Source organism: Micromonospora sp. NPDC005806 (assembly GCF_042871425.1).
In the GTDB taxonomy this organism is placed as follows: domain Bacteria; phylum Actinomycetota; class Actinomycetes; order Mycobacteriales; family Micromonosporaceae; genus Micromonospora.
In genome coordinates this window covers 21,998-45,469 of sequence record NZ_JBIAIL010000036.1, presented here as the reverse complement: position 1 = coordinate 45,469, position 23,472 = coordinate 21,998, and the positions used below count along the sequence as shown (strand labels likewise).

The following is a 23,472-nucleotide window of genomic DNA, read 5'->3' as shown; positions in this document are numbered from 1 at the left end:
CACGGCGACACGCAACGGCTGGCCCGCAGCACGGCGGGCAGCCGCTTCGCCCGACCGAGCCGGAGCGCAACGGCGCCCGCACTGGCTACCGAGTGCGCCGCACGTCCGCCGGCACCTCCGCAAGGGCTGGTCCGTCACGCGCAAGGCCTCCGTAACTGCCCCCGTGGCGCCGGAGCCATCTCGCTCAACGACCTGGAGTACGACTAGCCAGCCGGCTTCGCCCGATTCGAAATTCAAGCTCGCAGCCCTGGCAGCAGCCCCGGCACGGGCTCGCTGACGATCCCGGGCGTCTTGACCCGAGACCGCCCTCAGCGGAACCACCGGGAGACGGAGCGGACGCCGCCTCGCCGTCCTGTTCGGCGTCGGCGACCGCATCGCGAGGTACTACGCCGGCTGCTGCTCACCGACGGCCCGGCTCCAGATGCCGCCCCTTAAACAGCCGGCACGCCGCAACCAGCAGGAAGTACGTCGCCGACCTGGCAGATCATGGACACTCCTTATCGGCGCTTCCACAGGGTTGCATCCATCACTCATGATGGATGTCGTGCCCAAACGACACCTGACCGCCTGTGCGCTCTTTCTGATGATCGTTGTCTCGCTAATAATGATCTTTAGTGGGAGCCTCAATGGTGCTGCGGCCTGGGCGAACATCATCGCCTTGCCGGTAGCGATCATCGGCGTGATCTTGACGATTCGAAGCGCTGGCGGTTCGGTGCCCTCGCCTGGCGATCGGGATCGGGACATCCCGAGCGGCCCAGCGAAGCCGGGCAGAGATAGTCCAGTCGTCAACCAGGTTGGGTTCAGTGGGGGACGTCAGGCCAATGTCGCGGGCAACTACTTCGAGCGAGGCCGTGATGATCGCGAGGGCAGGTGAGCGTGGTAGACCGGCAAACTGGCTTTGGTGGCGAACGTCAGGCCAACGTCAAGGGGTCCTACTACGAGGGGAACGTCGATAAAAGTACCCACACGCACCACCATCGCCACTATGGAACCAGGACTAATGCCGACCTCAGCGAAGATGAGGCAACAGAGTCTGGCCCGGGAAATGGCGCGGCAGCAGCCGCAGGCGGTGGTGGACTCGGCGTAGTCGTCGTTCTTGCTGTCCTGGGCTACTTCATCTTTGGGGGAGATGAGCCGTTCCCAGCGACATCAGACCCCTGGCCGGCTGAAGTGAAGCAGGAGGCCGTGGTTGCGGCTGTCAATGACTGGCTCGACAAATGTGCGAAGTCAGCCTCTGCAACTCCGGCCAATTGCCCGCAATCCATCGTCGAGACCTCGAACGTCTCCAAAATTCATTGGGCCTTCTACGGCACTCCCCTTGAAGCTGCGGTTATTCGCTACACCGAGGCGGAGAGCCGCTTCGATATGCTGGGGACCGTTGTGGTGTCGGCGGACTACACCGTCTCAAAGGAGCCGCGCCGCGTCGTGACGCCAGCGAAGTACTGGGCCAAGGTGAAGTGGGTCGATGGCAAGCTTGACGTCCAGGAGATCAAGGAGCACTCGGCCATAGGTGACCCCGATGTAACAAAACAGGATCCCAAGTTGCCATGGGAGCCGGTCGCGGCGAAGCTGAACGACGCTTTCACGCGATGCGTGCGCGGCGCCAAGTCGGCCATGCCGGCCGGATGCCCGGAGTGGAGTCCGCCGTCGGGCGCCGAGAAGATCAAGTGGTCCTTCACAGGTGATCCACTTCTGACCGCTCGCGCCACCTTCGATCCGAAGTTCGGGATTTACCGCGTGAAGGGCACCTACGAGTTAGCCGTGCGCTACACATGGCTCGGAACCGCGAAGACCGACACTCGGAATCCCACCTATGAAGCTTGGATCGCTGCAACAGCGGCAGGGCCAGTTGTACTTCAGATCAAGGACACGACCACGGTCTAGGTCTGATCGTAATTTACGCGGTTGGCCGACTATCTCGTCGATGCCTGGCCCGGGCCATGCGACGGCGCGCAAATCCGCGCACTGTCACACCAGCTGATGCTTTATCGCGAGCCAGCCTCGCAGTCGCTCAGCGAGGGCGAGGTCCTCCACCGCTTCCAGATACCAGGCCGCGGCGTTGATCAGATTCTTCGCCTGCCGAGAAGCGCGCAGCTCGTCGATGGTCAGGCTTCGAAGGTCGCGGTCGTGACCGAGCAGCCGGATGATGTCCGGGTCGGTGGGAAGGGCTGCCAGGCACTCGCTGACGACGTCGTCAGCCGTCGGCAGGCCGATCACCCAACCGACTTCCCGCACCATCGACCCCACGAACGCCGCCACTTGAACGGCCGTTTCTGCCGCGCCGAACACGCCACGCGAGACCGCCTGTCGCATCAGCCACAGTCGCCGAGCCGCCCACTCCGCACGTCGATCCGACTGACTGCGGATCCGTACGTCGATCAGCTGATACAGGTGCAGCCACCAGTTAGCGTCGACGGCGCAGGCCTGCAGGCGCTGCAACCATGTCGGCCACATCGCCAGCTCCAAATGCAACAGGTGGGCAAGACCATCGGTGGTTGACCGGCGATCATTCTCATCACCTTCGAGGTTGATGATCCCGCGCCACTCGGGCTGGATCGACCATACATCTCCTGGTTCATGAGGCTCATCAGGCGAGGCCATGGCCAGAACCACTACGCTGATCCCTGTCTCGGCGCACCAGAACCGCCGGTAGTCGGGCAGGTCCGCGTCGGTCGTGATCTCCTCGAAGGAGAGCCCCAGCCCTTCGACGCCCATGCGCAGCCGCTCAAAGGAAACGCGGGACGCGAACTGGTACCGCTCGCCGAGCCGAGCGGGTACGTCGCGCCCGTAGGCAAGCCGGTACACCTCGACTTGGAACCCGGTCAGCGTCCACCTGTCGGCCGCCGTGGACCAGTCCCAGTAGAACTCGACCAGCCCGTAGTCTCGACGTAAGGCATTACCGTCACGATCGTCGACGTAATTCTCGCCGAGTCGCGCAGCGACAGTGCCCAGGTCGTCGCCCGAGCCGATGCCAGCGACCGCGCCGCCTGCCACCACGTCGACGAAAAAGCCCAGGCCAGCCACCGCGCAGGGGATCCCGGAGGTCATGGCTGGTGACTCCACGTCGCCTTGATCAGGCCAGTGACGAAAATCCCGCCGTCGTCAGACAGCGTCACCACATCCAGATACACCCCGAGATTGTCCCGGCGCAGCCGATGTGCCGCGCGGTAGTTGTAGCGCAACCTGTCCCGCCAAATGCTCACGAGCGCTTCGCCGACCGCCGGAGCCTTACCGCGGTTGACGGTGCAGGATGCAATGAGCAAGCAGTCCGAGTCACAGGTCCGGTGGATCACGACACGCTCGAACAGCCCCGCCATGAAGAGGTAGGCATCGAAGTCGATGCTCATCCCATCCAGGTTTACACCGTCACTGGGGCTGCCAGCAGCCATCATCTGCCGCTTGGCCTCGTCGAACAGTTCCTCGCTCACGTCGCCACCTGCTGGCCGTCGCGACGAATGACCTGGCCAAGGAGCTCATGCAGCTCGACTTCGACCAGATCCAGCAGCTCGCCGCCGAACACGCACAGCGACAACTCCCACGGGTGGCCAAAGGTGCCGAACCGGAAGTCCTCCGCGAGATAGATGAAGTAGTCGCCGTCAGGGTACGGCGACAGCGGCCAGCCGGGCTTGCCCGGCGGATCGATGTTCTCGGGCCCGATGAGGCTGGGCCAGACCCGGTAGGAGGGGTGCTGCCAGTCCAGGCACAGGATCGAACCCGTGCCCACCAGCGCCGTGAACCCGGTGTGCACGGCCTCGGTCATGCGGTCCAGCCGGGTGTAGCCAGGATCGTCATCGAGGCCGATCAGACTCCAGGTGACCGATGGAGTCGGTTCGGTGATCGCCGGGAAGCTGCGCATGCTGGGGCGGAAGTCGAACGTTGCGTAGAAGCGATCCCAGGCCGCCACCCTATCGCCGGTCAACTCGCGGTACGCCTTGGTCGCCATCGTTGCTCTCACTCGAATCACGCGCGGTAGTAGTCGGCGTACAAGGCCGCTTGAGTCTCCACCGAGAAATCGGAGAAGCCGCCTGCAGCCTCACTGCGACGGATGTGGTCCAGAGCTCGTGCGGCCTCGTCGAAGCCCTCCCTGAGCAGGTATGCCTTGGTCTCGGTCAGCCCGCCACCGCACAGTAGCTGGACGTCGATCGAACAGGACGCGTCCCAGCTCGACGACTTCGGCCGCCAGATCGTCAGGACGTCGCTCATCACGCCGGCGTTGAACAGCTGGACGCAGCAAAGCTTCATCACCTCCGTGTCGCCGTAGCCCTGGCTCTGCCGCTCGAGCTCGCTTTGGGTCGTGAGCAAGTCGCGGATCTGATCGAGGTGTTCTGCGGCTGAAAACAGGCCGTAGCGGTGCAGGCCCTCATCCTCGTCCACTGATACCGGGTCCGTTCAGCTGCCGGGCCGGAACTCGTGGACGACCTCGACCAGCCCGACGATGTGCTGGTTGAACTCGTTGAGTTCCTCGGCCGGTACCCACAGCTCGAGGATGTCGCGCCCGCCCACTTGCTGAACCGGGTAGCGGGAGGCCAACTCACGGTCGGCCTCGAACCGGGTGACGAAGCCGACCCCGGAGGCGGGCACGTTCCAGTCCCGAGCGATCATGATCGCGTACTGCTCGTTGAGGACGGGGTAGAAGATCGGCTGGTCGGGCAGGCGCGGCGGCCACGCCTTCCACCCGGAGGCGCGCACCAGGTCGAGTTCCTTGGGGCCGGTTGGCCGCCACAAGGTCATCGTGTCGGTCACGCTGTCTCCTTCCCTGGCCGAGGCAGGTTACCGGCAGGCTCCGAGCAGTAGCCAGCGGTTTCTCTCGGATCACGGGCACGCCAGTGAAGCGAGGTCTGCGGCGCCGGCGGTCCGGAGTACGTCGCGTCAGCCTGGCGGCGCGGGCGCACCGGATCGTCGCCGCCCGTACCGGGCTGGGCGCCGCCAACGATCGCGCCGGCGGTGTCGACGTCACAGCTGGCGATGGACTACTCGGCCGGTACGTCAAGCGCTTCCGGGAGGGGCCGTGTAGGTCAGGCACTGTGCCACGTCAACGGGAGGCGTTCCATGCCGTCGGCAGTTCCCCGCCGCACGCGGCGCAGGTGAAGTCGTCGTCCTTGACGATGGTGAGCTGGCAGCAGGCCGAGCAGCGGCGGAACTCGAATGCCGTGGTGAACCCGCCGGGATGCAGCAGACCCGCCCTCTCGCACGCGGCGGCCACGACCGGCCACGAGGACGGCTCTGGGCAATACCCGGTCGACTGGTTGCTCACCTCGGTGACCGTCCAGCCAGTGTCCTGCCGGGCGAAGGTGATCTCGCCGGCGCTGAGCACGGGTCGGCCGCCCGAGCAGGCGACGCGCTCGCTGCACCTGGGCGCGAGTCGCAACCCGCCGGCGACATCGACGACGAACGTGTGCGGCTCGGCGCGCTCGGCCGGGCTCAGTGTGGCCAGCCACTCGGCCAGATCGCCGGCCGAATCGATCCGGCGGCCACCGTCCTCGCCCGACGCGGCGGCAAGCACATCGGCCGGACCGATGTAACGGTACGGGCGCTGGTGACCCATCGCGACCTGTGCCACAGCCACGAGTCTCACCTCTCGGACCGAGCCGTGCCAGCCGTTTCTACAGGTCGCCGGGTGCGCCCGTGGCGGCGAACACCTCGACCGTGTCACGTAGCCGGTCGAGAAAGCCGGTCAGATTCGTTGCCACCACGTCGAATCGCGGGTCATCGCTGCGGTAGACACTGGCAACGGTCTCGCCGGCAGGAAGCCGGTACACCGGCGAGCCGGTCACCGCCTCCACCGCGAACAGGGTGCCGCCGCCGTCACTGGCGAACACGACCACGTCCGCGGTGAAGCGCCCCCGGATAGACGTCACCTCCCTGTGCAGGATCAGGCCGGGATCATGGAGGAAGTAGCCGTTGCCGACGTCCGACAGGCTCACTTCGCGCACCTGCCGATACCACGCGAGCAGATCGTCGGGCGGGCGCATGCCCGCCAGGGAGGCAAGCTCCGCCTCCCCCGCTGGGCCGCCGATCGTGTGCCGGCCCGGCGGATAACCAAACCGGACTTCGAAGCCCGGCAGCAGCCGGTCCAGGCACGCGGTGATGTCCTCGCGCCAGCGCCGGATGTACGCCACTTCCATTGGGCTATCAGATCCGTCCATCATCGGCCGACGCCCCGGCGCCTTCTGCGCTGTCTCTGCCGGCCTCGATCATCCGATGTCCCACCTGGCCAAGTGCACGCCGCAGTGCAGGCACCGGAACAAGTACGCCGTCGGCTCACCGGTCCGGTCCATCCGCCGCAGCATCTGGTCGGCCTGATCTGCCGGCCACCCAAGCCGGTGCAGATCGTCCCGGATCATCGTCAGCGCATCAGGGTGGGTGCGCAGCTCCTCGTATCCCGCGGCGCCGAGAAACGCGGCACCGTCGCCGCAGTGATACAGCCAGCTCGGCTGCTGCCAGGAGTCGAACCCCGGCGTGCGTTGCGTGACCTCCTCGACGACGGCGAACGGAACGCCTGGTGGCACGTCGGTCGCGTCGGTGAACATGCACGGGAAGTCGGCGACGCCCGTCAACGTCCGCGCCGCCTCACCCGAGGCGATGCAGTGCAGGCACAGAACGTCGACCTGGCGGCCGTAGATCGGACCGGCGTACTGCCAGCCGCGCGCAACCCCGCACAGCACGCACACCTCGACCGTGGGGACGGCCGACCCGGTCGCGACCGGATCGGGATGGTAACGGAAGAACCGCGGCTGTGTCACTCGACCACTCCTGTCAGACCCGGGACATGAGGTAACCGCTGGGCGAGTAGTCGATTTTCCAATCGGCGTAGACCCCGAGGGCGCCGTCCGCGGTGCAGCGCAACGCCACCGACACCCACCGCACCTCACCGTCTTCGCGCAGCGCGAACCCCACCGCAACGTCGAACCGCTCACCGCCGCACAGGCAGGCGGCGTCACCGGGATCGGCGTCCTCGGCGACGTCGAGGCCATCGATTCGCCCGTCAGCTGGCGGTGCCGAGCGGCGGTGGCGATCCGCAGCCGGACTATTGGCAGGTGGACCTGACGTTGGTCTTCGACGATGCAGCCGGGCTGGCCGTTCTGGAAAGCGGCCACCAGTCGGACACCGGATTCTTCTTCCGGCCCATCGGCCCGCAGCGTGACGCCGCGGTCGCCGAGGCCGGGCGGTACCCGCAGTTGCACGCCGCCCTGACCGCGAGACCCGCCCACAGCGAGCTGTCCTTCGACCGCGTCTGCTGACCATTCCGACCCGCACTGCCCTCACCCTCATCTTCCTGCGTGCCGAAGTGCGAGCATGCGCGTCGATCGTCCCAGCGGCCCTTGCCGCAGATCCGTTCGGCCTTGTCGACTGAGAATCCGCGCCGCCAGAGGTATAGCCCTGGCACGCCTCAGCGGCCGAGCTGCCGGTTGAGCTCTTCAAGCACATCGATAATCTCCAGTCGGCTGGCGCCGGCCGGCATGACGCGCGTGGTGCCGTAGGCGAGCTCGACCAAAGCCGATCGCACGGCGGCGAGCTCGTCGGCGGTGACGTCCAGTTGATGCCAGGATGCGTTGGTCGCGGGGGCGACCTCTTCCCCCAGCCGCGCGGCAACCGCCCGTGCCGTGTCGGCGTCCGCGCCCGTCCGAGTCTCCCACTCGTCGTCGCCGAGGTCGTCCAGAGCGATGTCGAGGACGCTCGCCAACAAGTGAAGCATCTGGGGATCGCCGGCGAGTCGGACGCCGGTCGGGACGGCCCGGACGACGGTGCGAACAATCGGCACGTCGTCCAGGCCGGCGTGGCGCTCGCCCAGCATGAACTGGACGTTCTGGCGCTGCCAGCCACGGGCCAGTTGCAGCGCGGTCATCCCGTCGATACTGACGGCGTCGATGGCGGCGCCGGCCAGCAGCAGGGCCGCGATGACCCGTTGCTCGTCGCGTTCGACCGCGTGCATCAACGCCGTCCGCCCTCGCCCGTCGCGGGCGTCCACGTCGGCGCCCGCCTGCAGGAGCACGTCCACCGCGCCGTGATCGCCGCGCCGGGCCGCCACGACGATCGCCGGCGTGCCGTCGGAACGCCGTTGGTTGGCGTCCGCACCGCACGTGAGGAGAAGGCGCAGCACCGCTGGTGCGACGGGTTGCATGACTGCGGTGATGAGCGGTGCTTCCTCGCTCGGGCCGGGGGTCGCCCCTGCCTCCATCAGGACCCGTAGTGTCGCAAGAGCTGCCGGAGTCGGGCGGAACGAGGTGTAGGACACGGCCTCGGTCAGCACGCTCGACCTGCTGGCGGGCTCCGCCGCCAGCGCCCCGCGGGCGACGAGGGACTGCACCACCTCCGCATGCGCCTCGAGTACGGCGGCGCGCAGCGGCGAGGCGGTGTAGGGATCGGCGGGGCCGATGCGGGCGCCGGCGTCCACCAGCAGGCTCACGATCCCGAGCCGGCCGCTGCGCGCGGCCTCGGCCAGCACCGACCCTCGGAACCGACCTAGCGTGGCGTTGGGGTCCGCGCCGCCGGCCAGCGCCTGTCCGACGGCCACCTCGTCACCGGCCTGCACCGCCTCGACCAGACGCTGATCGGCTAAATGGTTCATCGATCGTCTCCATCCGTCAGGTCAGTGAATGCTCGCAACTGCAGCCGCGCTGCCACGTTGCCGGTGAACCAGGAGTAGCAGTCGCTGTCCGGGTCGAAGTCAGCGCGAACCATGTCACACCAGTCCTGCCGATCCAGCACCGCGAGGTACTTCCGCACCAGGTGGTCTCGCTGCTCGGTGGTGCATCCGGATCGTTCCGGGGCCTTGTCTGCCAGGTGGTCGGCGATGACAGCCGCGTCGACGTACCTGCTCACGGTCGGCGCCTGCCGACCGAGGTGAGCCACATGCGCGGCAAGCACGGCCGATGCCGGCGGGTAGTGCTGCAGGGTCATGCCCATGCCACCGCAGTCAGCCATGATCTTCAGTAGTCGCCCGGTGTGATCGATCAGGTCATCGTCGACGTCGGTGCCGACGATCGCTTCGTGCAGGTGGGCTGCGGTGGCGACTTGGCCGGCGAAGTAGCCGTTGAGATAGTCGCCGTCGCAGGCATGGCGCAGCAGCCACCGGCGGGAGGCGTAGACACCGCGTCCGCAGAGCGCCTCGATGACATAGACCCGTCCCCAACCGGCAGCCCGCTGAGCCAGCCACAACAACGCTTCTTCGCCGCCGCGGCGGCGTCGCAGCGCCTCGGCCGCCAACGGCCCGAACCGGTCCGACAGCAGGCCGATGGTCTGAATCAGCGGAATGTCTTCCTCCGCCCAATCAGCGGCGAGCAGCGCCAGCCCGACTGTCGCGGAGCATCGATCAGTGCTGTGCCGCACCAACCAGCGGCCGGTCTGCCGCACCCGCTGCCGGTCCGCGCGCAGCGCCGCGGCAGCGATGTGCTCGTTGTGATGGATCGGGACGTCGACGTCATGGAACGCGTCGGCGAGTTCGCTCGGTGGCGCATCGGCCTTGCCGAAGTGCATGTCGAGGATGGCAGCAACGTCAGCGCCCTCGAGCCGCCGGTCCCTCCGGGTCTGCGGTCTATGCCGCCGACGGTGAAGTTCGTCGTCCGGATACGGCTCGCCGTCACGCAAGAGAGGAGAGTCCGGATCTTGCTGATGCAGGCGCAGAGCGTGTTCGAACAGGGAGATCTGGGGTCCGAGCGATCCAGGCTCGGTCGTCACGCTCACCGGCGGACGGAGGACTCGATTCTCTCGATCATGGCCGGGGATGATGCCAGCCCGAACCCGCCAAGGCAAGTAGCGCACGCGGCGTCAAGCACTTCCGACCCTCTGGTTGACGGCCGAGAGAAGTGCGGACATGCCGGCACCGCTGAAGACGGCCACCTGGCAGCACCTTGGCGAGGACGTGAAGAGACGTGCTGGGGCGTCGGGTTGAATGACATGGTGATCACAATGCGGGCGGTCATCGAGGTTCCAGCGTTCGACGCCGGACCGCCGCGACCATGGCCGGTGGCCCCGATGGCGCCCGGCTCGTGGTTGGCGCTCAACGCCGGATGCACCGATGAGCAGGTCGGGCTGTTCGTGGCCGCCCTCGCTGATCGGATCGATGTTCCACCTCCTGGCGGACTGGATGAGGTCGTGGACGCGTTGCTGGCCCAGGAGCTGCTCATCATCGCCGGTGGCCTGCAGGTGTGTGACACCAGCACCGGCATGGCGGTTGCGCCGGGCTGCTGCGCCGGGCTGGAGGACTGGCGGGACTGGACTCAGGCCATCACCGGCGGTTCGCCGTGGCTGGGCCATGACCCGGGCCCGGAGGTCGAGGTGCTCGGCGACGACCTTCGGGTGTGGCAGGACGGCGGCCCGAGCCGGCATCGGGGCCGCTGGGCCGGGCTCCATGTCGACATTCCCCATAGTGCGCTGCCTGAGCTGCTGATGCGTACGCAGCGGGACCTGGTCGGTTTCCTCGCCGCCCTCACCGCGTGGGCCGAGCGGGCCGATTTGGGGCGACGAGGAATCAACTTGGTGGAGGCGATCGACAAGAACTTCACCATCACGGCGCCACTGGACGTGGCGGTCGGCTAGCCCTTGACGTCATCGGCGCCGCGTGGCCGGGTGACCTCGACGATCGTCGCGATTCCGGCGACCGGTCTGCCCTCGTGCATGGTGATGACATCGCCGGGACGCAGCTGCATCCAGGGGCGCCGGGTCCAGGGGCGCGAGTCGGATCCGACCTGTCGTAGCGGGCGCCAGGGCGGGCGCGCTCTCGACCCAGATGAGCGCGATGCGGACGTCCGGCTCGCCGGGTGCCGTGAGCTGGCCAAGATCCCAGAACGGCCGGAGCTTGCCCTCAGATGAGCTGCTCATTTTCCGCAGAACCGGGCTGGCTCCGCTGGCGGCCGGCCCATGGCCATGCGCAGACGGCAACATCCATAGCAACCCGGTCATGTCCGACTAAACGGCATCACGCAACCAGGGACGACCTACCAAGCCATCGACTTCGTGAGCCGTACATGTCGGCGAGCGCGGCTACTATCCGGCGCGTGATCCAGGATCTGGTACAGGCAGCGGCATCCGGCGACTACGACGCGCTGGGCCGGCTCGAGAAGGTCGCCGCGGCTGACCCCGAGGCATTGGCCGGGTACCTACACCAGATGCTGGACCTGGGCCTGCTCTGGCCACCATCGCTCTACCGGGCCGCCGCTGACGACGTGGTGCACCGCGTCATCGACCAAATTGACAGTGGCCAGCAGCCGGCGCACCTCAACCACCTGCTCCTCATCCTGGCGCACACGCGTGATCCGCTCGCCGCGGCCGCGCTGCGACGGTGGCAGCAGACGCCTCCGCCCGGCATGGAGCAGCTACATGTAGGTCCGCTGAAGTACGCGGAGCAAGGCGGCTCGACACTGCTGCCCGACGGCACCCGCCGCGAACTCTGCGCGCCCATCGCATTCCAGCTCGCCATGACGCCCGCCCCGCAAGCAGCGGACGGCCCTGCCTGCCCGTGGTGTGACTCGCCGCTGTGGACAATCATCGATCTCACGACAGACGAGCCCCGGGCCGCCGAAGTGCTCGCCCATACCGGCTGGCAGGGGCGGCTGAGGATCACCACCTGCTTCCTATGCGCCTGCTACACGACCCTGTACAGCAAGGACACCCCCGACGGCGACTCGACCTGGGCACCGCACAACGCGCCGCCAAGCTACCTGCAGCGCTCGACCGAAGACCCGCCGCCCCTGATGGCCACCATCGGCGAGCGGCGTGCCACCCCGTACCAGGCCAGCGCATGGGACAGAGGCGGCTCCACGCTCGGCGGCCACCCGCAGTGGATCCAGGACGCCGAACACGCCGACTGCGCCACCTGCGGACAGCCGATGGACTACATCGGGCTCGTCGGCGGCGCAGACCTCGACGATCTCGGCGAGGGCGCCTACTACCTCCAACTCCACGCGCCATGCGGCCTCGCCGCGGTGTGCTACCAGCAGAGCTGAACCTCGCCGAATCCGCCACCGGCAGGTGTGGAACCCGCGCAACCCACCCATCGCGACAGCACCGACCCGAGGCCGGCATCAGCCGATCACGCGAGGCCGCTGGAATCCCGCCACCGGGCTCCCTCCGCAATCGCGAGAGGGTGCGGTTGCCCGGTCATGGCGGCCAGGGCGGCGGCCACGGCGTACAGGTCAGCCTTGATGTACGTGGTGGTGGCGGGCCCGGTGGAGTCGGTGTGCCCGGCGTAGGCGCGGGCGACGCCGTAGCCGAAGTGGCGCTCGACCCAGGTCAGGGTGGTGTGGCGCAGCCAGTGGGCGGAGACGCCCTGGGCGGCCGCCCACGGCAACTGCTCGCCGATGCGTTTCCACAGGTGGTCGTAGCGGCGGCTGGTGATCGCCCGCCCGTTGCGGTAGCGCAGCAGAAGGTCGGTGGGCAGGACCGCGCCCCGGGTGCGGGCGTGTTCGTCGAGGTGGGCCGCGAGGTCGAGGGTGATCGGTTGCCAGCGCAGGTTGGCACCCTTCTCGATCAGCCGCACGAGCCCGCGGCAGGTGTCCACGTCGGCCAGCCGGAGCCCGAGCGCGCCACCGCGGCGGCAGGCGGTCTCCGTGTGCAGCCGCAGCAGCAGCGCGTCCAGGAGGACGTCGTTGCCGCTGGTGCGGGCAGCACGGTTGATCTCCTCCAGCTCGTCGGGCTCAGGGCGCGGCGGGTGCTCGGGAGTCGGCGGGGCTTGATCACCCGGTGGGCGGGGCTGGCTGCGGCGTCGATGAGCCCGTCGGCGATGGCCCGGTTGTAGATGGCGCGGGCGGCGGCGATGACATGTTCGCCGGCGCGGCGGCCGCTGCGGCTGTTACGCCGCGACCGGGCGGTCGCGGATCTGTCGTTGCATCGCCTCGATGTCGCTGGCGGCGATGGCGTCCAAGGGCGGTCGCCCCAGGCGGCGGCCATGCGGTTCCAGTAGGTCCCGTAGGTGCGGCGGGCACCTGGCCCCGCTGCCGCGACGACGTGAGGCAGGTACTCAGCGAGGGTTGGCAGGCTCGGACCGGGTTCGGCCCGGAGATCGGCGAGGGTGACGCCGAGGTGGGCCAGCAATTGCCGGGCGGCGGCGATGCGGGCGGGATCAGCCGACATGACGGTGCCCGATCACCTGGGCGTGCAGGTCGGCCAGCAGCCGCGCGACGGTACTGGCCGGGTGGATCACCAGCAGGTCATGGGCGACCAGGGCGGCGAGCAGCAGCGGCTGCCCGGGCACGATCGCACACATCTGGCGCGCGCTGGCCGGTAGTGGAAGCTCCCCTCGGCTGCCCACTACGTGCTGCCCCGCCCGCGCCGACGCGATCACCAGCATCTGGTCCTGTGCGTTGATGGCGATGCGGTGGCCCGGGTCCCAGCGCAGCGCGCGCAGCAGGCCGCGTTCGGTCACCCGGCCGGAACGGTCCGGACGAGCCATACCGATCAGGACCTGGTCCGGTGAGGCGTCTGCTGGCTGGCGTGGTGCGGGCAGCGCCGGCATCGGCGCCGGGAGGGGTCGTGGTCTGTCGGAAAGCGGGACCGGAATGAGCGCGCCGATGAGCTGCTCACGGTCACGGCGGCGAGTTAGTGTCATGGCCGGTCCAACCGGCAACACCCCGCCGCGCGCCGGCGCCCACGTACGGCTAGCCGACGCTCACGAATGATGGGTAAGCGCAGGTACGCCGGCGCATCGATGCGAAACCGGGTCCGGTTCCTCTTCGGTGGAACTCCACCAAGATTGGTGTCCGAGGGGCAACACGAACCATTACCCAACGGGTCGCCGCCCTATCAACACAGCTACCCATCGGGCCCGGGACGTACACGCTGCCCTAACAGCAGGCGGTGTAGGCGCGGTCGCGGGCTCCGAGCAGGACGAGCAGGCCGGACACGGCGAGGCCTGCGACTATGTGTCGTGTGGGATCGCGAAGGTCTCGATGTAGTCGAGAGCGGCTTCCAGGGCGTCCCTGAGCGGGGAGATGTCCCGGGCGACTTGTGCGAGGAGCATGCCGCCCTGGAACGCGGCGAGGAGCAGGCTCGCGAGCTGCTCGGGGTCGGCCTCGTTGCTCAGACGGCCCTGCCGCTGCAGGCGGAGGAGCGTGTCGCGGAAGATCTCTCGCCACTGGGCGAACGCATCCGCAAGCTCATCGTGAACGTCGAGGTCGGTCTTGATGATCTCGCTGGCGAGCGACCCGAGGCTGCAGCCTTCGTGGTAGGAGCGTTCATACCCGATATAGAACGCTGCCCACTTCCGAAACCCCTCGAGGCTCTCGAAGCCGTCGAACTGTTCGCTGCGATGGAGCCCGAGGACGCGTTCAGCCTGCCATTCGATCACCGCCAGGACGAGGCTCTCCTTGGTCGGGAAGTAGTGGTTGATCTGCGACCCGCTGACGCCGGCGGCGCGCCGGAGCTTGTCGTTGTTCGTGGCGTGGACGCCCTCGGCGTAGATGAGCGCGGCGGCGTGCTCCAGTATCCGGGCACGCGTCGCCTGCCCCTTCTCGGTGAGCTGGCGAGGCTCTGGCGCTGCCGTCGTGGACTTCACGATTCACATCTTATCAAAAGTGGGCTTGACAGCCCAGTCTTGTGTAGTGTTGCAACTAGGAAGTGGGCTACGCAGCCCAAAACTTGACCCAGGTCGGTTACCGACCACCACCCACATGGACTGGAGTGGATTTCCGATGCCACGCCTGAACGTCCTTCCTGCCGATGAGCCCTCCGCCGACGTGCGGAGCACGCTCGACCAGGTCGGCGCGCAGTTCGGCTTCGTACCGAATATGTTCACCATGCTCGCGTCGAACCCGACGGTCCTCGACCTCGTCATGACGGTGCAGACGAAGGCGAGCAGGCTCCTGGACGCGAGGACGCGCCACACGATCGCGCTGGCCGTGTCCGAAGCCGATGGCCGCGACTACTGCCTGGCACTGCACACGGCCGGGTCCCTGAAGGGCGGCATGTCCGTGGAGGACATCGAGCTGGCGCGGGCGGGAAGCTCGGTCGATCCGAAGCGGGCTGCGGTGGCTCGCTTCGCCCAGCGGGTGATCGAGACGCGCGGACGAGTCAGTGATACCGACCTCGCGGCCGTCCAGGGGGCCGGGTACACCGATCCGGAGATCTTGGCGATCGTCACGCTGGTCGTCCGGGCACTGCTGACCAACTACCTCAACAACGTCAACCTGACCGACGTCGACATCCCGGCCCCCGACCTGGCATGAGCGCTTACCAAACTCGCGAGAACAGCGACCTGACCGGTCGAACCCTCGCCCTGATCAAACGCACCGGAAAGGAACGACATGTCCGGCTCTGAGCTATATGAGAAGTTCATGGCACTGCACACCCGAGAAGGGGGCCTCGTCATGCCGAACGCCTGGGATGGCGTGTCGGCATTGATCCTGGCAGATGCCGGCTTCGAGGCCATCGGAACGTCGTCGGCGGCCCTGGCGGCCGCGCTCGGCCGCATCGACGGACGCCACAGCATCACCCGCGACGAGCATCTCGACCACGCACAGCTGCTCGGCCGGCTCACGGGGTTGCCCGTCAACGGTGACTTCGAGGACGGCTACGGCGTCACCGCCGGGGACGTCGCCGTGACTGTGGACAGTGCCGTCGCGCACGCGCTGGCCGGCATCGGGATCGAGGACACCACCGGGAATCCCGATGACCCGATCCGCGACTTCGACGACGCGGTAGGCCGGGTTCGCAGTGCGGTCGTCGCGGCGAAGCGACGTATCGTCGTCACCGCTCGCACCGACAACTTCATCCAGGGGCGGCCTGACCTCGATGACACCATCCGACGGCTGACGGCCTTCGCCGAGGTCGGCGCCGACGTGCTCTACGCGCCGTTCCCGCCCGACCTCGAGTCCCTGGTCGCGATCGTCACCGCCGTCGCGCCGACACCCGTGAACGTTCTCATCTCACCGGCGGGCCAGGTGCTGACCGTCTCTGAACTGCAGAAGGCCGGGGTCAAGCGCATCAGCCTGGGCCCTGCGCTCTACACGCATGCGATGGGTGCTCTCGAACAGGCGGCCGCGGCGCTCAAGGCCGGCGACATCGCCTCGGCCACGACAGGCATCAGCTTCGACCGGGTGGGCGAACTCCTCGGCCGCAAACCCTAGCCGTATCCGACTTTCACCATCTACAACCCCTCAACTCATCACCACAGAAAGCACGATGACATGGATCTCGACAAGCTCATGAGCAAGCACCTCAGCCGGCATTTCGACGGCAGCACGACGATCCCGGACGAGACTCTTCAGCAGCTGCTGAAGTTCCTGCGCTCGGCTCCCACGTCGACGAACATCCAGCCGAATCACTTCTACGTCGTGTCCACTCAGGAGGGCAAGGAGCGGCTGGCGGCCAACCTCGGCGAGCGGTTCCAGGACAACGCCGAGAAGATCCTCACGCCTCGCACACCATCATCCTCACCACTCGGGCCGATGTGACCGAGCACCACCTCGAAGCGGTGTTCGCCAAGGAGCTGGCCGACGGCCGGTTCGCAGATGAGGCCAAGCAGGAGCGGTGGGAATCGATGACCCGCGACTTCGTGAGCCTGCGCCAATACAGCTACAAGGACACCTACCATTGGATGGAGAAGCAGACCTACATGGTGATGGGTCTGACGATGATGGCAGCCGCCGAGCTCGGCGTCGAGGCCATGCCGCTCGAAGGCTTCGACCCGATCAGCGTGGACAAGGCCTTCAACATCCGCCCGACCGGACACACCACCACCGTGCTGCTCGCGCTCGGCTACCCCGACGAGGCGAAGCAGTACAAGACTCCGGTCTCGCGGTTCGAGCCCGAGCGTCTGTTCACCTTCGCCTGAGCGGCCCGGCCCGGGCGAACCGATCGCTAGAGGAGTTGATCAGCTATGGACGGACAGGAACTCCAGAAGGTCGCGAACGAGTACGCGACAGAGCTGCCGGACGTGACGTTCGAGCAGCGTGTCAGCCCGAATTGGGAGCTGTACAAGGTGGGCGGCAAGGTCTTCATGCTCATGACCGACATGCCGGGACACCCCGTTGTGATCCTGAAGGCCGATCCGGACGAGGCCGTTGGGCTGCGCGAGCAGTACGCAGAGATCACGACCGGCTACCACATGGACAAGAAGCACTGGATCACGGCAGCAGGTGGGCCCAGCCTCGACGAGAACCTGGTAAAGGAACTCGTCACCGACTCCTACCGGCTCGTGGTCGACAAACTCCCGAAATCCAAGCGGCCCGTGGACCCGGGCACGAACCCGGCCGCCTGAAACCCGAAACACGCGCGAACAGAATCAACACAGAAGGACAAATCATGATCGGACTCGGTGTTCGAGCCGCCAACGGCGCTCTGGAGATCCTCGACCTTCCGAACCCCCGTCAGCCTGACGCGGGCGAACTCGTCCTGGCGGTGGTCGCGGCAGGGATCGGGCCGTGGGACGCCCTGCTTCACACCGGCGGATGGGACGTCGGCCTCGTTCCGCCCGCAGCTCTGGGCGTCGAAGCCGTCGGCCGCGTCATCGCGACCGGCCCGGACGAGACCGAATTCCGCACGGGAGACCTCGTGCTGGTCCACGAGGCGCCCCTGCCAGGCGGCAGTGGCACCTGGGCAGAGCGCGTCCTGGTCCGTTCCGCGCACGTCGCACGACTGCCCGAGAACCTGGCTCCGGAGATTGCGGCGGCACTCCCGGTCGCCGGGCTCACCGCCCAGCAGGCCCTCGACGAGCTCCACGTCGACGCCACCACCCGCCTGCTCGTCGTCGGAGCCTCCGGCCCCACCGCGTCACTGGCCGTGCAACTCGCCCACCTCCGGGGCGCCGAGATCGTCGCCGGTGCAGGGCCGGCCCGCGCCGATCAGCTCCGCGCCCTCGGCGCCAGCGAGGTCATCGACACCCACGCTGACGGTTGGGCGCAGAAGAGCGATCGCCGATTCGACGCCGTCCTCATCGCCGCGACAGGCACCGCCGAGGACGCGATCGGACTCCTCACCGACGGAGGCCGCCTCACCTCCATCACCTCGGACGCACCCGACCCGATTCGCGGAATCACCACCTCGAACCTCTACGTGCAGCCCGACGGACGTGCACTCGGCGAACTCGCGGCACTCGCCGCCTCCGGCGAACTGAGACTTGACGTCCAGACGACACCAATCAAGGACGGCGCCGCGATCGCGGACCAGGTCGCGGGCGGCCGCTCTGGTGGGGTCAAGTACGTCCTCGAGTTCTGACGTCCGCGGTGGAAGGACGTTGCAGATTGTCCGAAATGATGGTGTTCGTCCGTCATGTGGGGCCAGCACCTTCGTGACACAACGCGGTGAGAGAACTGCGGTAGCCGCCGAGGGTGAATCTCAACACTCTCGGTGGCTACCGCCCTTCTCCCTGCCCCTAACCATCGACGGCGACCGCATCACCGGGCTACACATGCTGGTCGACCTGGAACGTCTCGACGGAATCGTGCATATAGTCCCGATCGGCGACTCCAAGGCGCCGCAACCGGCGTTGGGCCTGGGCCAGCATCACCGGCGATGGATCGACCCCGCACACCCGCGCGGCCGGATTCGCGCGCGAGGAGCAGCTGGAGCAGCTGGCCCGGACCGAATCCGATCTCGCAGCTACGAGCACCGGGTTTCGGTGTCAGCAGTCCGAGTAGCTCTCGGTGGGCGGCGTCGTCGCGGCCCATCACCCAACCGGCCAGCCGCCCGAGCGATCCGGACGGGATCCGGAACGGGTTCAGCGTGCCGCGTGGAAGGTCGTCGGCCATGAGCTCCACCTTGCCTCAACCTGGGTTGAGGTCAAATGGCCGGATGCTCACAGTCGGTCAAGTCGCCACTCGGCTGGGACTTTGGGTTTCCTCGGTGCACTTCTACGAGCGGCGTGGCCTCCTGCCCCCGGTGCCGAGGTTCGCCGGGCAGCGTCGCTCCTTGTCCGGGGGTCGTTAGCTCGGAGTACCGTCCGTCTGCGCACGTCCTGATGCGCCGCCGTCCGGTGCGATTGCTGTCAGCGTTGCTGTCGACAGCTTTCCCGCCGGCCATGCCGTGGCCCCGGGGGGCTTTGCCAGGTTCTACTTGAAGTAATGCCACCCGCAGCCATCTCTAACTCGGGCTTCTGAGTCGAACCCGACGTCGACACGCTCAGCATCCCGCCAGCCCTCGCGATCGAAACAAGCGACGACCGCCTCGCGCATACGTTTGATCTCTGCCAGCAGTTCCGCGTCGTACTGGCAGTCGGCGCGGTCCTTGCTCGGGAAGTACCAGGCGGGCAACTGGGACGGGGAACCAGCGAGCAAGACCCAGACGACGAGGTGCTTACGGTCGAGGTCGACCGCTCCATACCAGAACACGGAAGAGAAAAGCCCGGTAACGCCACGAGCAAGCTCCCGCCGCGCTCGCTTCACAGCGCGGTCGCACTGCCTCTTCGGCGTAGAGGCGAGGAGAGACACAGCCACATGGTCGCAGAGGTCGAACAACAGCGCAGGGCGGCAACAGCAACTCCCGATGTCCTCGTCAAGAGTAGGTGCGGACAACCTGGCGGCACCGCCGCGGTCGAGTCGATCGGCACACGGTTTAGGAAACCGATGCTCTATCCCCTGAGCTACGAGGGCGCGAGTGCCCAGCCTACCTGCCAGCGGATACCCATGAGAGCCCAGGAGTGCCCTCCCGTGCCCACCGGTGTGGGCTGCCGTTGCGCCGACCGGCGGAGCACACATGGAGCATGCGATCGTCGACCGGCCGGGTTCCGTGCCCATCACAGCCCAGCGCTGCCCAAAACTGCCCGGCAGTACCCACGACTCACCGAGCAGATTCCGAACAGAGCGACAGGGATCAACATGCCCGCGGGCCCGCCGCTAGCGTGCCGTCGCGCAGGCTCCCCAGCTGGCAGCCGGAGTTCCCGCCCTCGTCCACTCGTCGGCCGCCTCGCTGGCGACGCGCCTTTACAAGCGGGCGCCCTCGTAGAGGAGGCCGTTGACAATGAGTTTGCGCAACTCGCCGGCCCGCTATTTTCGGAGCTGCGCCACCGGGACGTCCACCTGCAGGTGCTGCGGTACTGCGAGGAGTAGCTGCTCGCCGGGCACTGTTCCACGGCGAGTTGGCCGTTGAGCAACGCGAGCAGTTCGGAGAAGACCAACGCCGAGTGGGACTTGCCGGCCACGGTTCCGGGTGCGGCGCTGAGCAGCCCGGTGCGCAGCCGGTCGACGAGCACGGCGGGGTCGACCCGGCCCGTGTAGCGGTGACGCTTGCAGAAGCGGGCCATCCTTGCCTCACCGACCGCGGCTGCAGCTTGCGGAGTCGGGTAGTCGTTGATGAACGCCAAGGTGATGGCCCGGTCGATCGAGGAGAACAGCCTGGCCGGCGCGGGATGGTAGGCGTCCAGGATTGCCCGTAGTTGCGACTCGGTGGCCTGCTGGGTCTCCAGCAGCCGATCGCGGTCGCCGGTCAATGCTCGGATCTCGGCCAGCACCGGGGTGGCAACCGGCAACGCCCGCCAGTGGCCATCAACTGCTCATCCGTGACCGCACCCACCGGCCCCGCGGCCGGCTCCTGCCCAGAGGTGGCCTCGGTCGTGATCTGGCGCTTCTCCCTTGATCGGTCGATCAGCCGTTATTTACAGTGTCACGCTATTGCGCATCCTGAATGCTGTGGCCCGTGCCCAGCCAGGCTGGGTAGCGTCCCGACCGCCTGCGTCGGCGTTTCGGTCTGCCTCTGTGTGCCATCCGATGATTGGTTGTTGCGGAGCGCGGTGAGACGATGTATCCCCTCGGCGGAGCCGCCAGTATCTGAGGGAGACGTGTCACCGGTGAAGAGCAGTGATCTTGCAGAGGTTCGGAAGAGGCTGTGGAGAGCGGCTGACGAGTTGAGGGCTAACTCGACGCTGTCGCCGAGCGAAGCTCGGGGACCGATTCTCGGGCTGATCTTCCTCGCCTACGCCGAGCACCGCTTCGAGGCTGTGCGACCTGAGCTGGAGGCCAAGGCGACCCTGCGCCGACCGGTCACACCGGATGACTACCGGGCGAAGTCGGTGTTGTTCGTCTCCGAGGAGGCACGTCTCTCGTTCCTGGTACGCCTCCCCGAGGATGAGGACCTGGGCGAGGCCCTCGACACGGCCATGCGCCAGATGGAGGCCCACAACCCCGAGCTCAACGGTGTGCTCCCGCGCGGCTACCAGCGGCTGCAGAAGTCAACGCTGACTGAGATGCTCCGGCTTTTCGCACCGCTCCCGAGGACCTTGTCCGGCGACGCCTTCGGGCTGATCTACGAGGACTTCCTGTCGAACTTCGCCATGGCTGAGGGTCGGCTGGGTGGCGAGTTCTTCACGCCGTACTCGATCGTTCGACTGATCGTGGAGGTCATCGAACCGTTCCACGGCAAGGTCTACGATCCAGCCTGCGGTTCTGGCGGCATGTTCGTGCAGTGCGCCAAGTTCGTGGAGCGGCATCAGGAATCGGCGACTCGGGAGCTGTCGATCTACGGCCAGGAGCAGAAGGAGGCAACCGTCCCGCTCGCCAAGATGAACCTCGCCCTCCACGGCCTGTCTGGCGACATCCGACTCGCCAACAGCTACTACGAGGACCTCCACCACGCCGTAGACAAGTTTGACTTCGTCATGGCCAACCCGCCGTTCAACGTCAACGGCGTCGACAAGGCGAAGCTCGCCGGCGATCGCCGCTTTCCTTACGGTCCGCCCAAGACCGACAACGGCAACTACCTGTGGATCCAGCAGTTTTACACCGCACTGAACGACAGCGGCCGAGCCGGGTTTGTCATGGCTAACTCAGCCGGCGATGCTGGTCACTCGGAGGGTGAGATCCGACGCCAACTCATCGAGTCAGGCTCGGTTGACGTAATGGTGGCCATCGGGACGAACTTCTTCTACACCGTCACCCTCCCGGTGACGTTGTGGTTCCTAGACAAGGCCAAGGCGGGCACCGAACGCGAAGACACTGTGCTGTTCATCGACGCTCGCCACATCTATCGCCAGATCGATCGCGCCCACCGCGACTTCGTGCCCGAGCAGATTGAACTGCTCGCGAACATCGTCCGCCTCTACCGAGGCGAGGACATCGAGACCATCGACGGTAGCGGCGCCCTCGTCAAGAAACATTTCCCGGACGGTGCCTACGCCGACGTACCTGGCCTCTGCAAGGCCGCGACCAGAGCGGAGATCCAGGCCCAGGGTTGGAGCCTCAATCCCGGCCGCTACACGGGCAACTCCGCCGCCGAGGACGACGACGAGGACTTTACCGAGAAGCTTGAGGAGCTCTTCGAGGAGTTCACGCGGCTCAGCGACGAGGCCGTCGAACTCCGTGCCAAGGTCGACGCTGCCATCACAGGGATCCTCAGCGCATGACCGGTTGGCGGGAGGTGACTCTCCAGGATCTATGTACACGGGTCACGGTCGGCCACGTTGGCAAGATGGCTGACGAGTACGTAGCGGACGGAGTACCGTTCCTTCGCTCCCAAAACGTCAAGCCTTTCGAGATCAGTTCTGAGGGGCTTCTGCACATCTCGCGCACGTTCCATCAGAAGCTCGTTAAGTCGAAGCTCCGTACGGGCGATGTTGTAGTCGTTCGGACGGGCTACCCGGGTACAGCTGCGGTTATCCCAGAACAATTCGACGGCTCCAACTGCGCAGACCTCGTCGTGATCACTCCATCCGCTGACCTCAACCCTCACATGCTGGCGGCGGTGTTCAACTCGACTTGGGGCCGAGCGGCCGTCGGCGGCCAACTCGTCGGCTCGGCCCAGCAACATTTCAACGTGGGCTCTGCCAAGGCGCTTCGCGTGCGCTTGCCCGATAGACCTACACAGGACCGAATCGCTTCGGTGCTTTGCGCCCTGCATGATCTGATTGATAACAATCGACGGCGGGCAGAGGTGTTGGACGAGATAGTACGGGCGATCTACCGGGAGTGGTTCGTCCACTTCCGGTACCCCGGCCACGACGGCGTCACCTTCATCGAGTCCCCCCTCGGTCTCATCCCCGAAGGCTGGAACGTAGGCAGCGTTGGAGACCTGATCCGCCTACAGAGAGGGTTTGACCTTCCTGCGCGTGAACGAGTACCTGGCACCGTTCCGGTGGTCGGTGCATCTGGGTTCCAAGGGCACCACGGCCTGGCGAAGGTTGCGGGCCCGGGTGTCACCACTGGTCGTAGTGGCACCATCGGAGCGGTCACCTACGTGCCTGAAGATTTCTGGCCCTTGAACACGGCGCTGTGGGTCAAAGAATTCCGTGACTCGACGCCTCTCTTCGCCTACATGCTGCTTCAGTCTCTAGACCTCAAGCAGGCAGCCTCAGGTGCCGCGGTCCCTACGCTCAATCGCAACCATGTCCATGCCCTCGCAGCACTCAAGCCACCGGCTGGCCTCATCGACGAATGGGACTCGGCAGCTCGGCCCATGTTCGAACTCGCGACAGCACTTCGACGCAGCAACCGGGCCCTAGTCGCGACTCGCGACTCTCTCGTGCCGAAGTTGCTGACTGGGCGGATCGACATAACGTCGCTGGATCTCGATACGCTGGTCGACATGGCGGTGGCGTGATGCCTAAGGGGT

At 66.8% G+C, this 23,472-nt stretch carries 28 protein-coding genes; 14 read left to right on the top strand and 14 right to left on the bottom strand.

The features are described from left to right. Nucleotides 1–532: 532 nt before the first annotated feature. Both ACFYOS_RS28515 and ACFYOS_RS28510 read left to right on the top strand, forming a co-directional pair. On the top strand, nt 533–874 hold the full coding sequence (locus ACFYOS_RS28515; protein ID WP_387148131.1) for a hypothetical protein: 342 nt from the start codon (nt 533–535) through the stop codon (nt 872–874). Beyond that, nucleotides 871–1,884 carry a hypothetical protein gene (locus tag ACFYOS_RS28510; RefSeq protein WP_387148128.1) on the top strand — a complete coding sequence of 338 codons (1,014 nt, stop codon included), beginning with the start codon at nt 871–873 and terminating at the stop codon, nt 1,882–1,884. Before ACFYOS_RS28515 ends, ACFYOS_RS28510 begins: the two co-directional genes overlap by 4 nt. Nucleotides 1,885–1,968: 84 nt before the next feature. Here ACFYOS_RS28510 and ACFYOS_RS28505 read toward each other — a convergent pair whose 3' ends face one another. From ACFYOS_RS28505 to ACFYOS_RS28470, 8 genes are all read right to left on the bottom strand, one after another. Next, nucleotides 1,969–3,048 carry a hypothetical protein gene (locus ACFYOS_RS28505; protein ID WP_387148125.1) on the bottom strand — a complete coding sequence of 360 codons (1,080 nt, stop codon included), beginning with the start codon at nt 3,046–3,048 and terminating at the stop codon, nt 1,969–1,971. Then, nucleotides 3,045–3,428: a hypothetical protein gene (locus ACFYOS_RS28500; protein WP_387148122.1), complete on the bottom strand. Its 384-nt coding sequence runs from the start codon at nt 3,426–3,428 to the stop codon at nt 3,045–3,047. The genes ACFYOS_RS28505 and ACFYOS_RS28500 overlap by 4 nt, the downstream gene beginning before the upstream one ends. After that, nucleotides 3,425–3,943, bottom strand: coding sequence for a DUF2716 domain-containing protein (locus tag ACFYOS_RS28495; RefSeq protein ID WP_387148120.1), 519 nt, complete (start codon nt 3,941–3,943; stop codon nt 3,425–3,427). The genes ACFYOS_RS28500 and ACFYOS_RS28495 overlap by 4 nt, the downstream gene beginning before the upstream one ends. Before the next feature lie 17 nt (nt 3,944–3,960). After that, nucleotides 3,961–4,374 (bottom strand): hypothetical protein, encoded by a 414-nt coding sequence (locus ACFYOS_RS28490; RefSeq protein ID WP_387148117.1) that lies wholly within the window; start codon nt 4,372–4,374, stop codon nt 3,961–3,963. A 15-nt stretch (nt 4,375–4,389) separates the two neighbouring features. Continuing rightward, on the bottom strand, nt 4,390–4,731 hold the full coding sequence (locus tag ACFYOS_RS28485) for an ADP-ribosylation/crystallin J1 (RefSeq protein WP_387148201.1): 342 nt from the start codon (nt 4,729–4,731) through the stop codon (nt 4,390–4,392). Between the two features lie 301 nt (nt 4,732–5,032). Then, nucleotides 5,033–5,566, bottom strand: coding sequence for a hypothetical protein (locus ACFYOS_RS28480; RefSeq protein ID WP_387148114.1), 534 nt, complete (start codon nt 5,564–5,566; stop codon nt 5,033–5,035). 37 nt (nt 5,567–5,603) lie between these two features. Further along, nucleotides 5,604–6,125 (bottom strand): hypothetical protein, encoded by a 522-nt coding sequence (locus ACFYOS_RS28475; RefSeq protein WP_387148111.1) that lies wholly within the window; start codon nt 6,123–6,125, stop codon nt 5,604–5,606. 69 nt (nt 6,126–6,194) lie between these two features. Then, nucleotides 6,195–6,743: a CbrC family protein gene (locus ACFYOS_RS28470; protein WP_387148109.1), complete on the bottom strand. Its 549-nt coding sequence runs from the start codon at nt 6,741–6,743 to the stop codon at nt 6,195–6,197. A gap of 294 nt (nt 6,744–7,037) precedes the next feature. On the opposite strand from ACFYOS_RS28470, the gene ACFYOS_RS28465 reads away from it, so the two are divergent. Continuing rightward, nucleotides 7,038–7,241 carry a hypothetical protein gene (locus tag ACFYOS_RS28465; protein ID WP_387148106.1) on the top strand — a complete coding sequence of 68 codons (204 nt, stop codon included), beginning with the start codon at nt 7,038–7,040 and terminating at the stop codon, nt 7,239–7,241. A 149-nt stretch (nt 7,242–7,390) separates the two neighbouring features. Here ACFYOS_RS28465 and ACFYOS_RS28460 read toward each other — a convergent pair whose 3' ends face one another. Together ACFYOS_RS28460 and ACFYOS_RS28455 are read right to left on the bottom strand one after the other, a co-directional pair. After that, entirely contained in the window at nt 7,391–8,569 is a 1,179-nt protein-coding gene (locus tag ACFYOS_RS28460) for an ankyrin repeat domain-containing protein (protein ID WP_387148104.1), read from the bottom strand. Continuing rightward, nucleotides 8,566–9,477, bottom strand: coding sequence for a hypothetical protein (locus tag ACFYOS_RS28455; protein WP_387148102.1), 912 nt, complete (start codon nt 9,475–9,477; stop codon nt 8,566–8,568). Before ACFYOS_RS28455 ends, ACFYOS_RS28460 begins: the two co-directional genes overlap by 4 nt. A 72-nt stretch (nt 9,478–9,549) precedes the next feature. Between ACFYOS_RS28455 and ACFYOS_RS28450 the strand changes: the two genes are divergently transcribed. Together ACFYOS_RS28450 and ACFYOS_RS28445 are read left to right on the top strand one after the other, a co-directional pair. Beyond that, complete coding sequence (locus ACFYOS_RS28450) at nt 9,550–10,539, top strand: hypothetical protein (RefSeq protein ID WP_387148099.1); 990 nt, start codon at nt 9,550–9,552, stop codon at nt 10,537–10,539. 458 nt (nt 10,540–10,997) lie between these two features. Further along, nucleotides 10,998–11,945 carry a hypothetical protein gene (locus tag ACFYOS_RS28445; protein WP_387148096.1) on the top strand — a complete coding sequence of 316 codons (948 nt, stop codon included), beginning with the start codon at nt 10,998–11,000 and terminating at the stop codon, nt 11,943–11,945. Between the two features lie 86 nt (nt 11,946–12,031). Here ACFYOS_RS28445 and ACFYOS_RS28440 read toward each other — a convergent pair whose 3' ends face one another. From ACFYOS_RS28440 to ACFYOS_RS28430, 3 genes are all read right to left on the bottom strand, one after another. Then, nucleotides 12,032–12,577: a tyrosine-type recombinase/integrase gene (locus ACFYOS_RS28440; protein WP_387148199.1), complete on the bottom strand. Its 546-nt coding sequence runs from the start codon at nt 12,575–12,577 to the stop codon at nt 12,032–12,034. Nucleotides 12,578–13,060: 483 nt separating this feature from the next. After that, nucleotides 13,061–13,363, bottom strand: coding sequence for a hypothetical protein (locus ACFYOS_RS28435; protein ID WP_387148093.1), 303 nt, complete (start codon nt 13,361–13,363; stop codon nt 13,061–13,063). Between the two features lie 492 nt (nt 13,364–13,855). Further along, a complete protein-coding gene (locus ACFYOS_RS28430; protein WP_387148091.1) occupies nt 13,856–14,491 on the bottom strand; it encodes a TetR/AcrR family transcriptional regulator in 636 nt (211 codons plus the stop codon). A 136-nt stretch (nt 14,492–14,627) separates the two neighbouring features. On the opposite strand from ACFYOS_RS28430, the gene ACFYOS_RS28425 reads away from it, so the two are divergent. The 7 genes from ACFYOS_RS28425 (at nt 14,628) to ACFYOS_RS28395 (ending at nt 18,861) form a co-directional block, all read left to right on the top strand. After that, nucleotides 14,628–15,161 (top strand): carboxymuconolactone decarboxylase family protein, encoded by a 534-nt coding sequence (locus tag ACFYOS_RS28425; RefSeq protein ID WP_387148088.1) that lies wholly within the window; start codon nt 14,628–14,630, stop codon nt 15,159–15,161. Between the two features lie 108 nt (nt 15,162–15,269). Then, nucleotides 15,270–16,061 carry an isocitrate lyase/phosphoenolpyruvate mutase family protein gene (locus ACFYOS_RS28420; protein WP_387148085.1) on the top strand — a complete coding sequence of 264 codons (792 nt, stop codon included), beginning with the start codon at nt 15,270–15,272 and terminating at the stop codon, nt 16,059–16,061. 60 nt (nt 16,062–16,121) lie between these two features. After that, on the top strand, nt 16,122–16,388 hold the full coding sequence (locus ACFYOS_RS28415) for a nitroreductase family protein (RefSeq protein ID WP_387148082.1): 267 nt from the start codon (nt 16,122–16,124) through the stop codon (nt 16,386–16,388). Then, complete coding sequence (locus ACFYOS_RS28410; protein WP_387148079.1) at nt 16,385–16,768, top strand: nitroreductase family protein; 384 nt, start codon at nt 16,385–16,387, stop codon at nt 16,766–16,768. The genes ACFYOS_RS28415 and ACFYOS_RS28410 overlap by 4 nt, the downstream gene beginning before the upstream one ends. A gap of 45 nt (nt 16,769–16,813) precedes the next feature. Further along, nucleotides 16,814–17,194, top strand: a complete 381-nt coding sequence (locus tag ACFYOS_RS28405; RefSeq protein ID WP_387148076.1) for an MmcQ/YjbR family DNA-binding protein — start codon at nt 16,814–16,816, stop codon at nt 17,192–17,194. A 44-nt stretch (nt 17,195–17,238) separates the two neighbouring features. Further along, nucleotides 17,239–18,150: an NADP-dependent oxidoreductase gene (locus tag ACFYOS_RS28400; RefSeq protein WP_387148074.1), complete on the top strand. Its 912-nt coding sequence runs from the start codon at nt 17,239–17,241 to the stop codon at nt 18,148–18,150. A 297-nt stretch (nt 18,151–18,447) separates the two neighbouring features. Next, nucleotides 18,448–18,861 (top strand): MerR family DNA-binding transcriptional regulator, encoded by a 414-nt coding sequence (locus ACFYOS_RS28395; RefSeq protein WP_387148071.1) that lies wholly within the window; start codon nt 18,448–18,450, stop codon nt 18,859–18,861. Between the two features lie 122 nt (nt 18,862–18,983). Here ACFYOS_RS28395 and ACFYOS_RS28390 read toward each other — a convergent pair whose 3' ends face one another. After that, nucleotides 18,984–19,361, bottom strand: coding sequence for a hypothetical protein (locus ACFYOS_RS28390; protein ID WP_387148068.1), 378 nt, complete (start codon nt 19,359–19,361; stop codon nt 18,984–18,986). A gap of 1,355 nt (nt 19,362–20,716) precedes the next feature. Between ACFYOS_RS28390 and ACFYOS_RS28385 the strand changes: the two genes are divergently transcribed. Continuing rightward, a complete protein-coding gene (locus tag ACFYOS_RS28385) occupies nt 20,717–22,267 on the top strand; it encodes an N-6 DNA methylase (protein ID WP_387148065.1) in 1,551 nt (516 codons plus the stop codon). Nucleotides 22,268–22,332: 65 nt separating this feature from the next. Next, nucleotides 22,333–23,460, top strand: a complete 1,128-nt coding sequence (locus ACFYOS_RS28380; RefSeq protein WP_387148062.1) for a restriction endonuclease subunit S — start codon at nt 22,333–22,335, stop codon at nt 23,458–23,460. The last annotated feature ends 12 nt before the right edge of the window (nt 23,461–23,472 follow it).

Coding starts and splice junctions, on each gene's coding strand:
- ACFYOS_RS28420 (WP_387148085.1), top strand. CDS start 15,270: ATGGCACTGCACACCCGAGAAGGGGGCCTCGTCATGCCGAACGCCTGG.
- ACFYOS_RS28495 (WP_387148120.1), bottom strand. CDS start 3,943: ATGGCGACCAAGGCGTACCGCGAGTTGACCGGCGATAGGGTGGCGGCC.
- ACFYOS_RS28475 (WP_387148111.1), bottom strand. CDS start 6,125: ATGGAAGTGGCGTACATCCGGCGCTGGCGCGAGGACATCACCGCGTGC.
- ACFYOS_RS28380 (WP_387148062.1), top strand. CDS start 22,333: ATGGCTGACGAGTACGTAGCGGACGGAGTACCGTTCCTTCGCTCCCAA.
- ACFYOS_RS28415 (WP_387148082.1), top strand. CDS start 16,122: ATGGATCTCGACAAGCTCATGAGCAAGCACCTCAGCCGGCATTTCGAC.
- ACFYOS_RS28455 (WP_387148102.1), bottom strand. CDS start 9,477: ATGCACTTCGGCAAGGCCGATGCGCCACCGAGCGAACTCGCCGACGCG.
- ACFYOS_RS28460 (WP_387148104.1), bottom strand. CDS start 8,569: ATGAACCATTTAGCCGATCAGCGTCTGGTCGAGGCGGTGCAGGCCGGT.
- ACFYOS_RS28405 (WP_387148076.1), top strand. CDS start 16,814: ATGGACGGACAGGAACTCCAGAAGGTCGCGAACGAGTACGCGACAGAG.
- ACFYOS_RS28400 (WP_387148074.1), top strand. CDS start 17,239: ATGATCGGACTCGGTGTTCGAGCCGCCAACGGCGCTCTGGAGATCCTC.
- ACFYOS_RS28515 (WP_387148131.1), top strand. CDS start 533: ATGATGGATGTCGTGCCCAAACGACACCTGACCGCCTGTGCGCTCTTT.
- ACFYOS_RS28395 (WP_387148071.1), top strand. CDS start 18,448: ATGGATCGACCCCGCACACCCGCGCGGCCGGATTCGCGCGCGAGGAGC.
- ACFYOS_RS28505 (WP_387148125.1), bottom strand. CDS start 3,048: ATGACCTCCGGGATCCCCTGCGCGGTGGCTGGCCTGGGCTTTTTCGTC.
- ACFYOS_RS28425 (WP_387148088.1), top strand. CDS start 14,628: ATGCCACGCCTGAACGTCCTTCCTGCCGATGAGCCCTCCGCCGACGTG.
- ACFYOS_RS28485 (WP_387148201.1), bottom strand. CDS start 4,731: ATGACCTTGTGGCGGCCAACCGGCCCCAAGGAACTCGACCTGGTGCGC.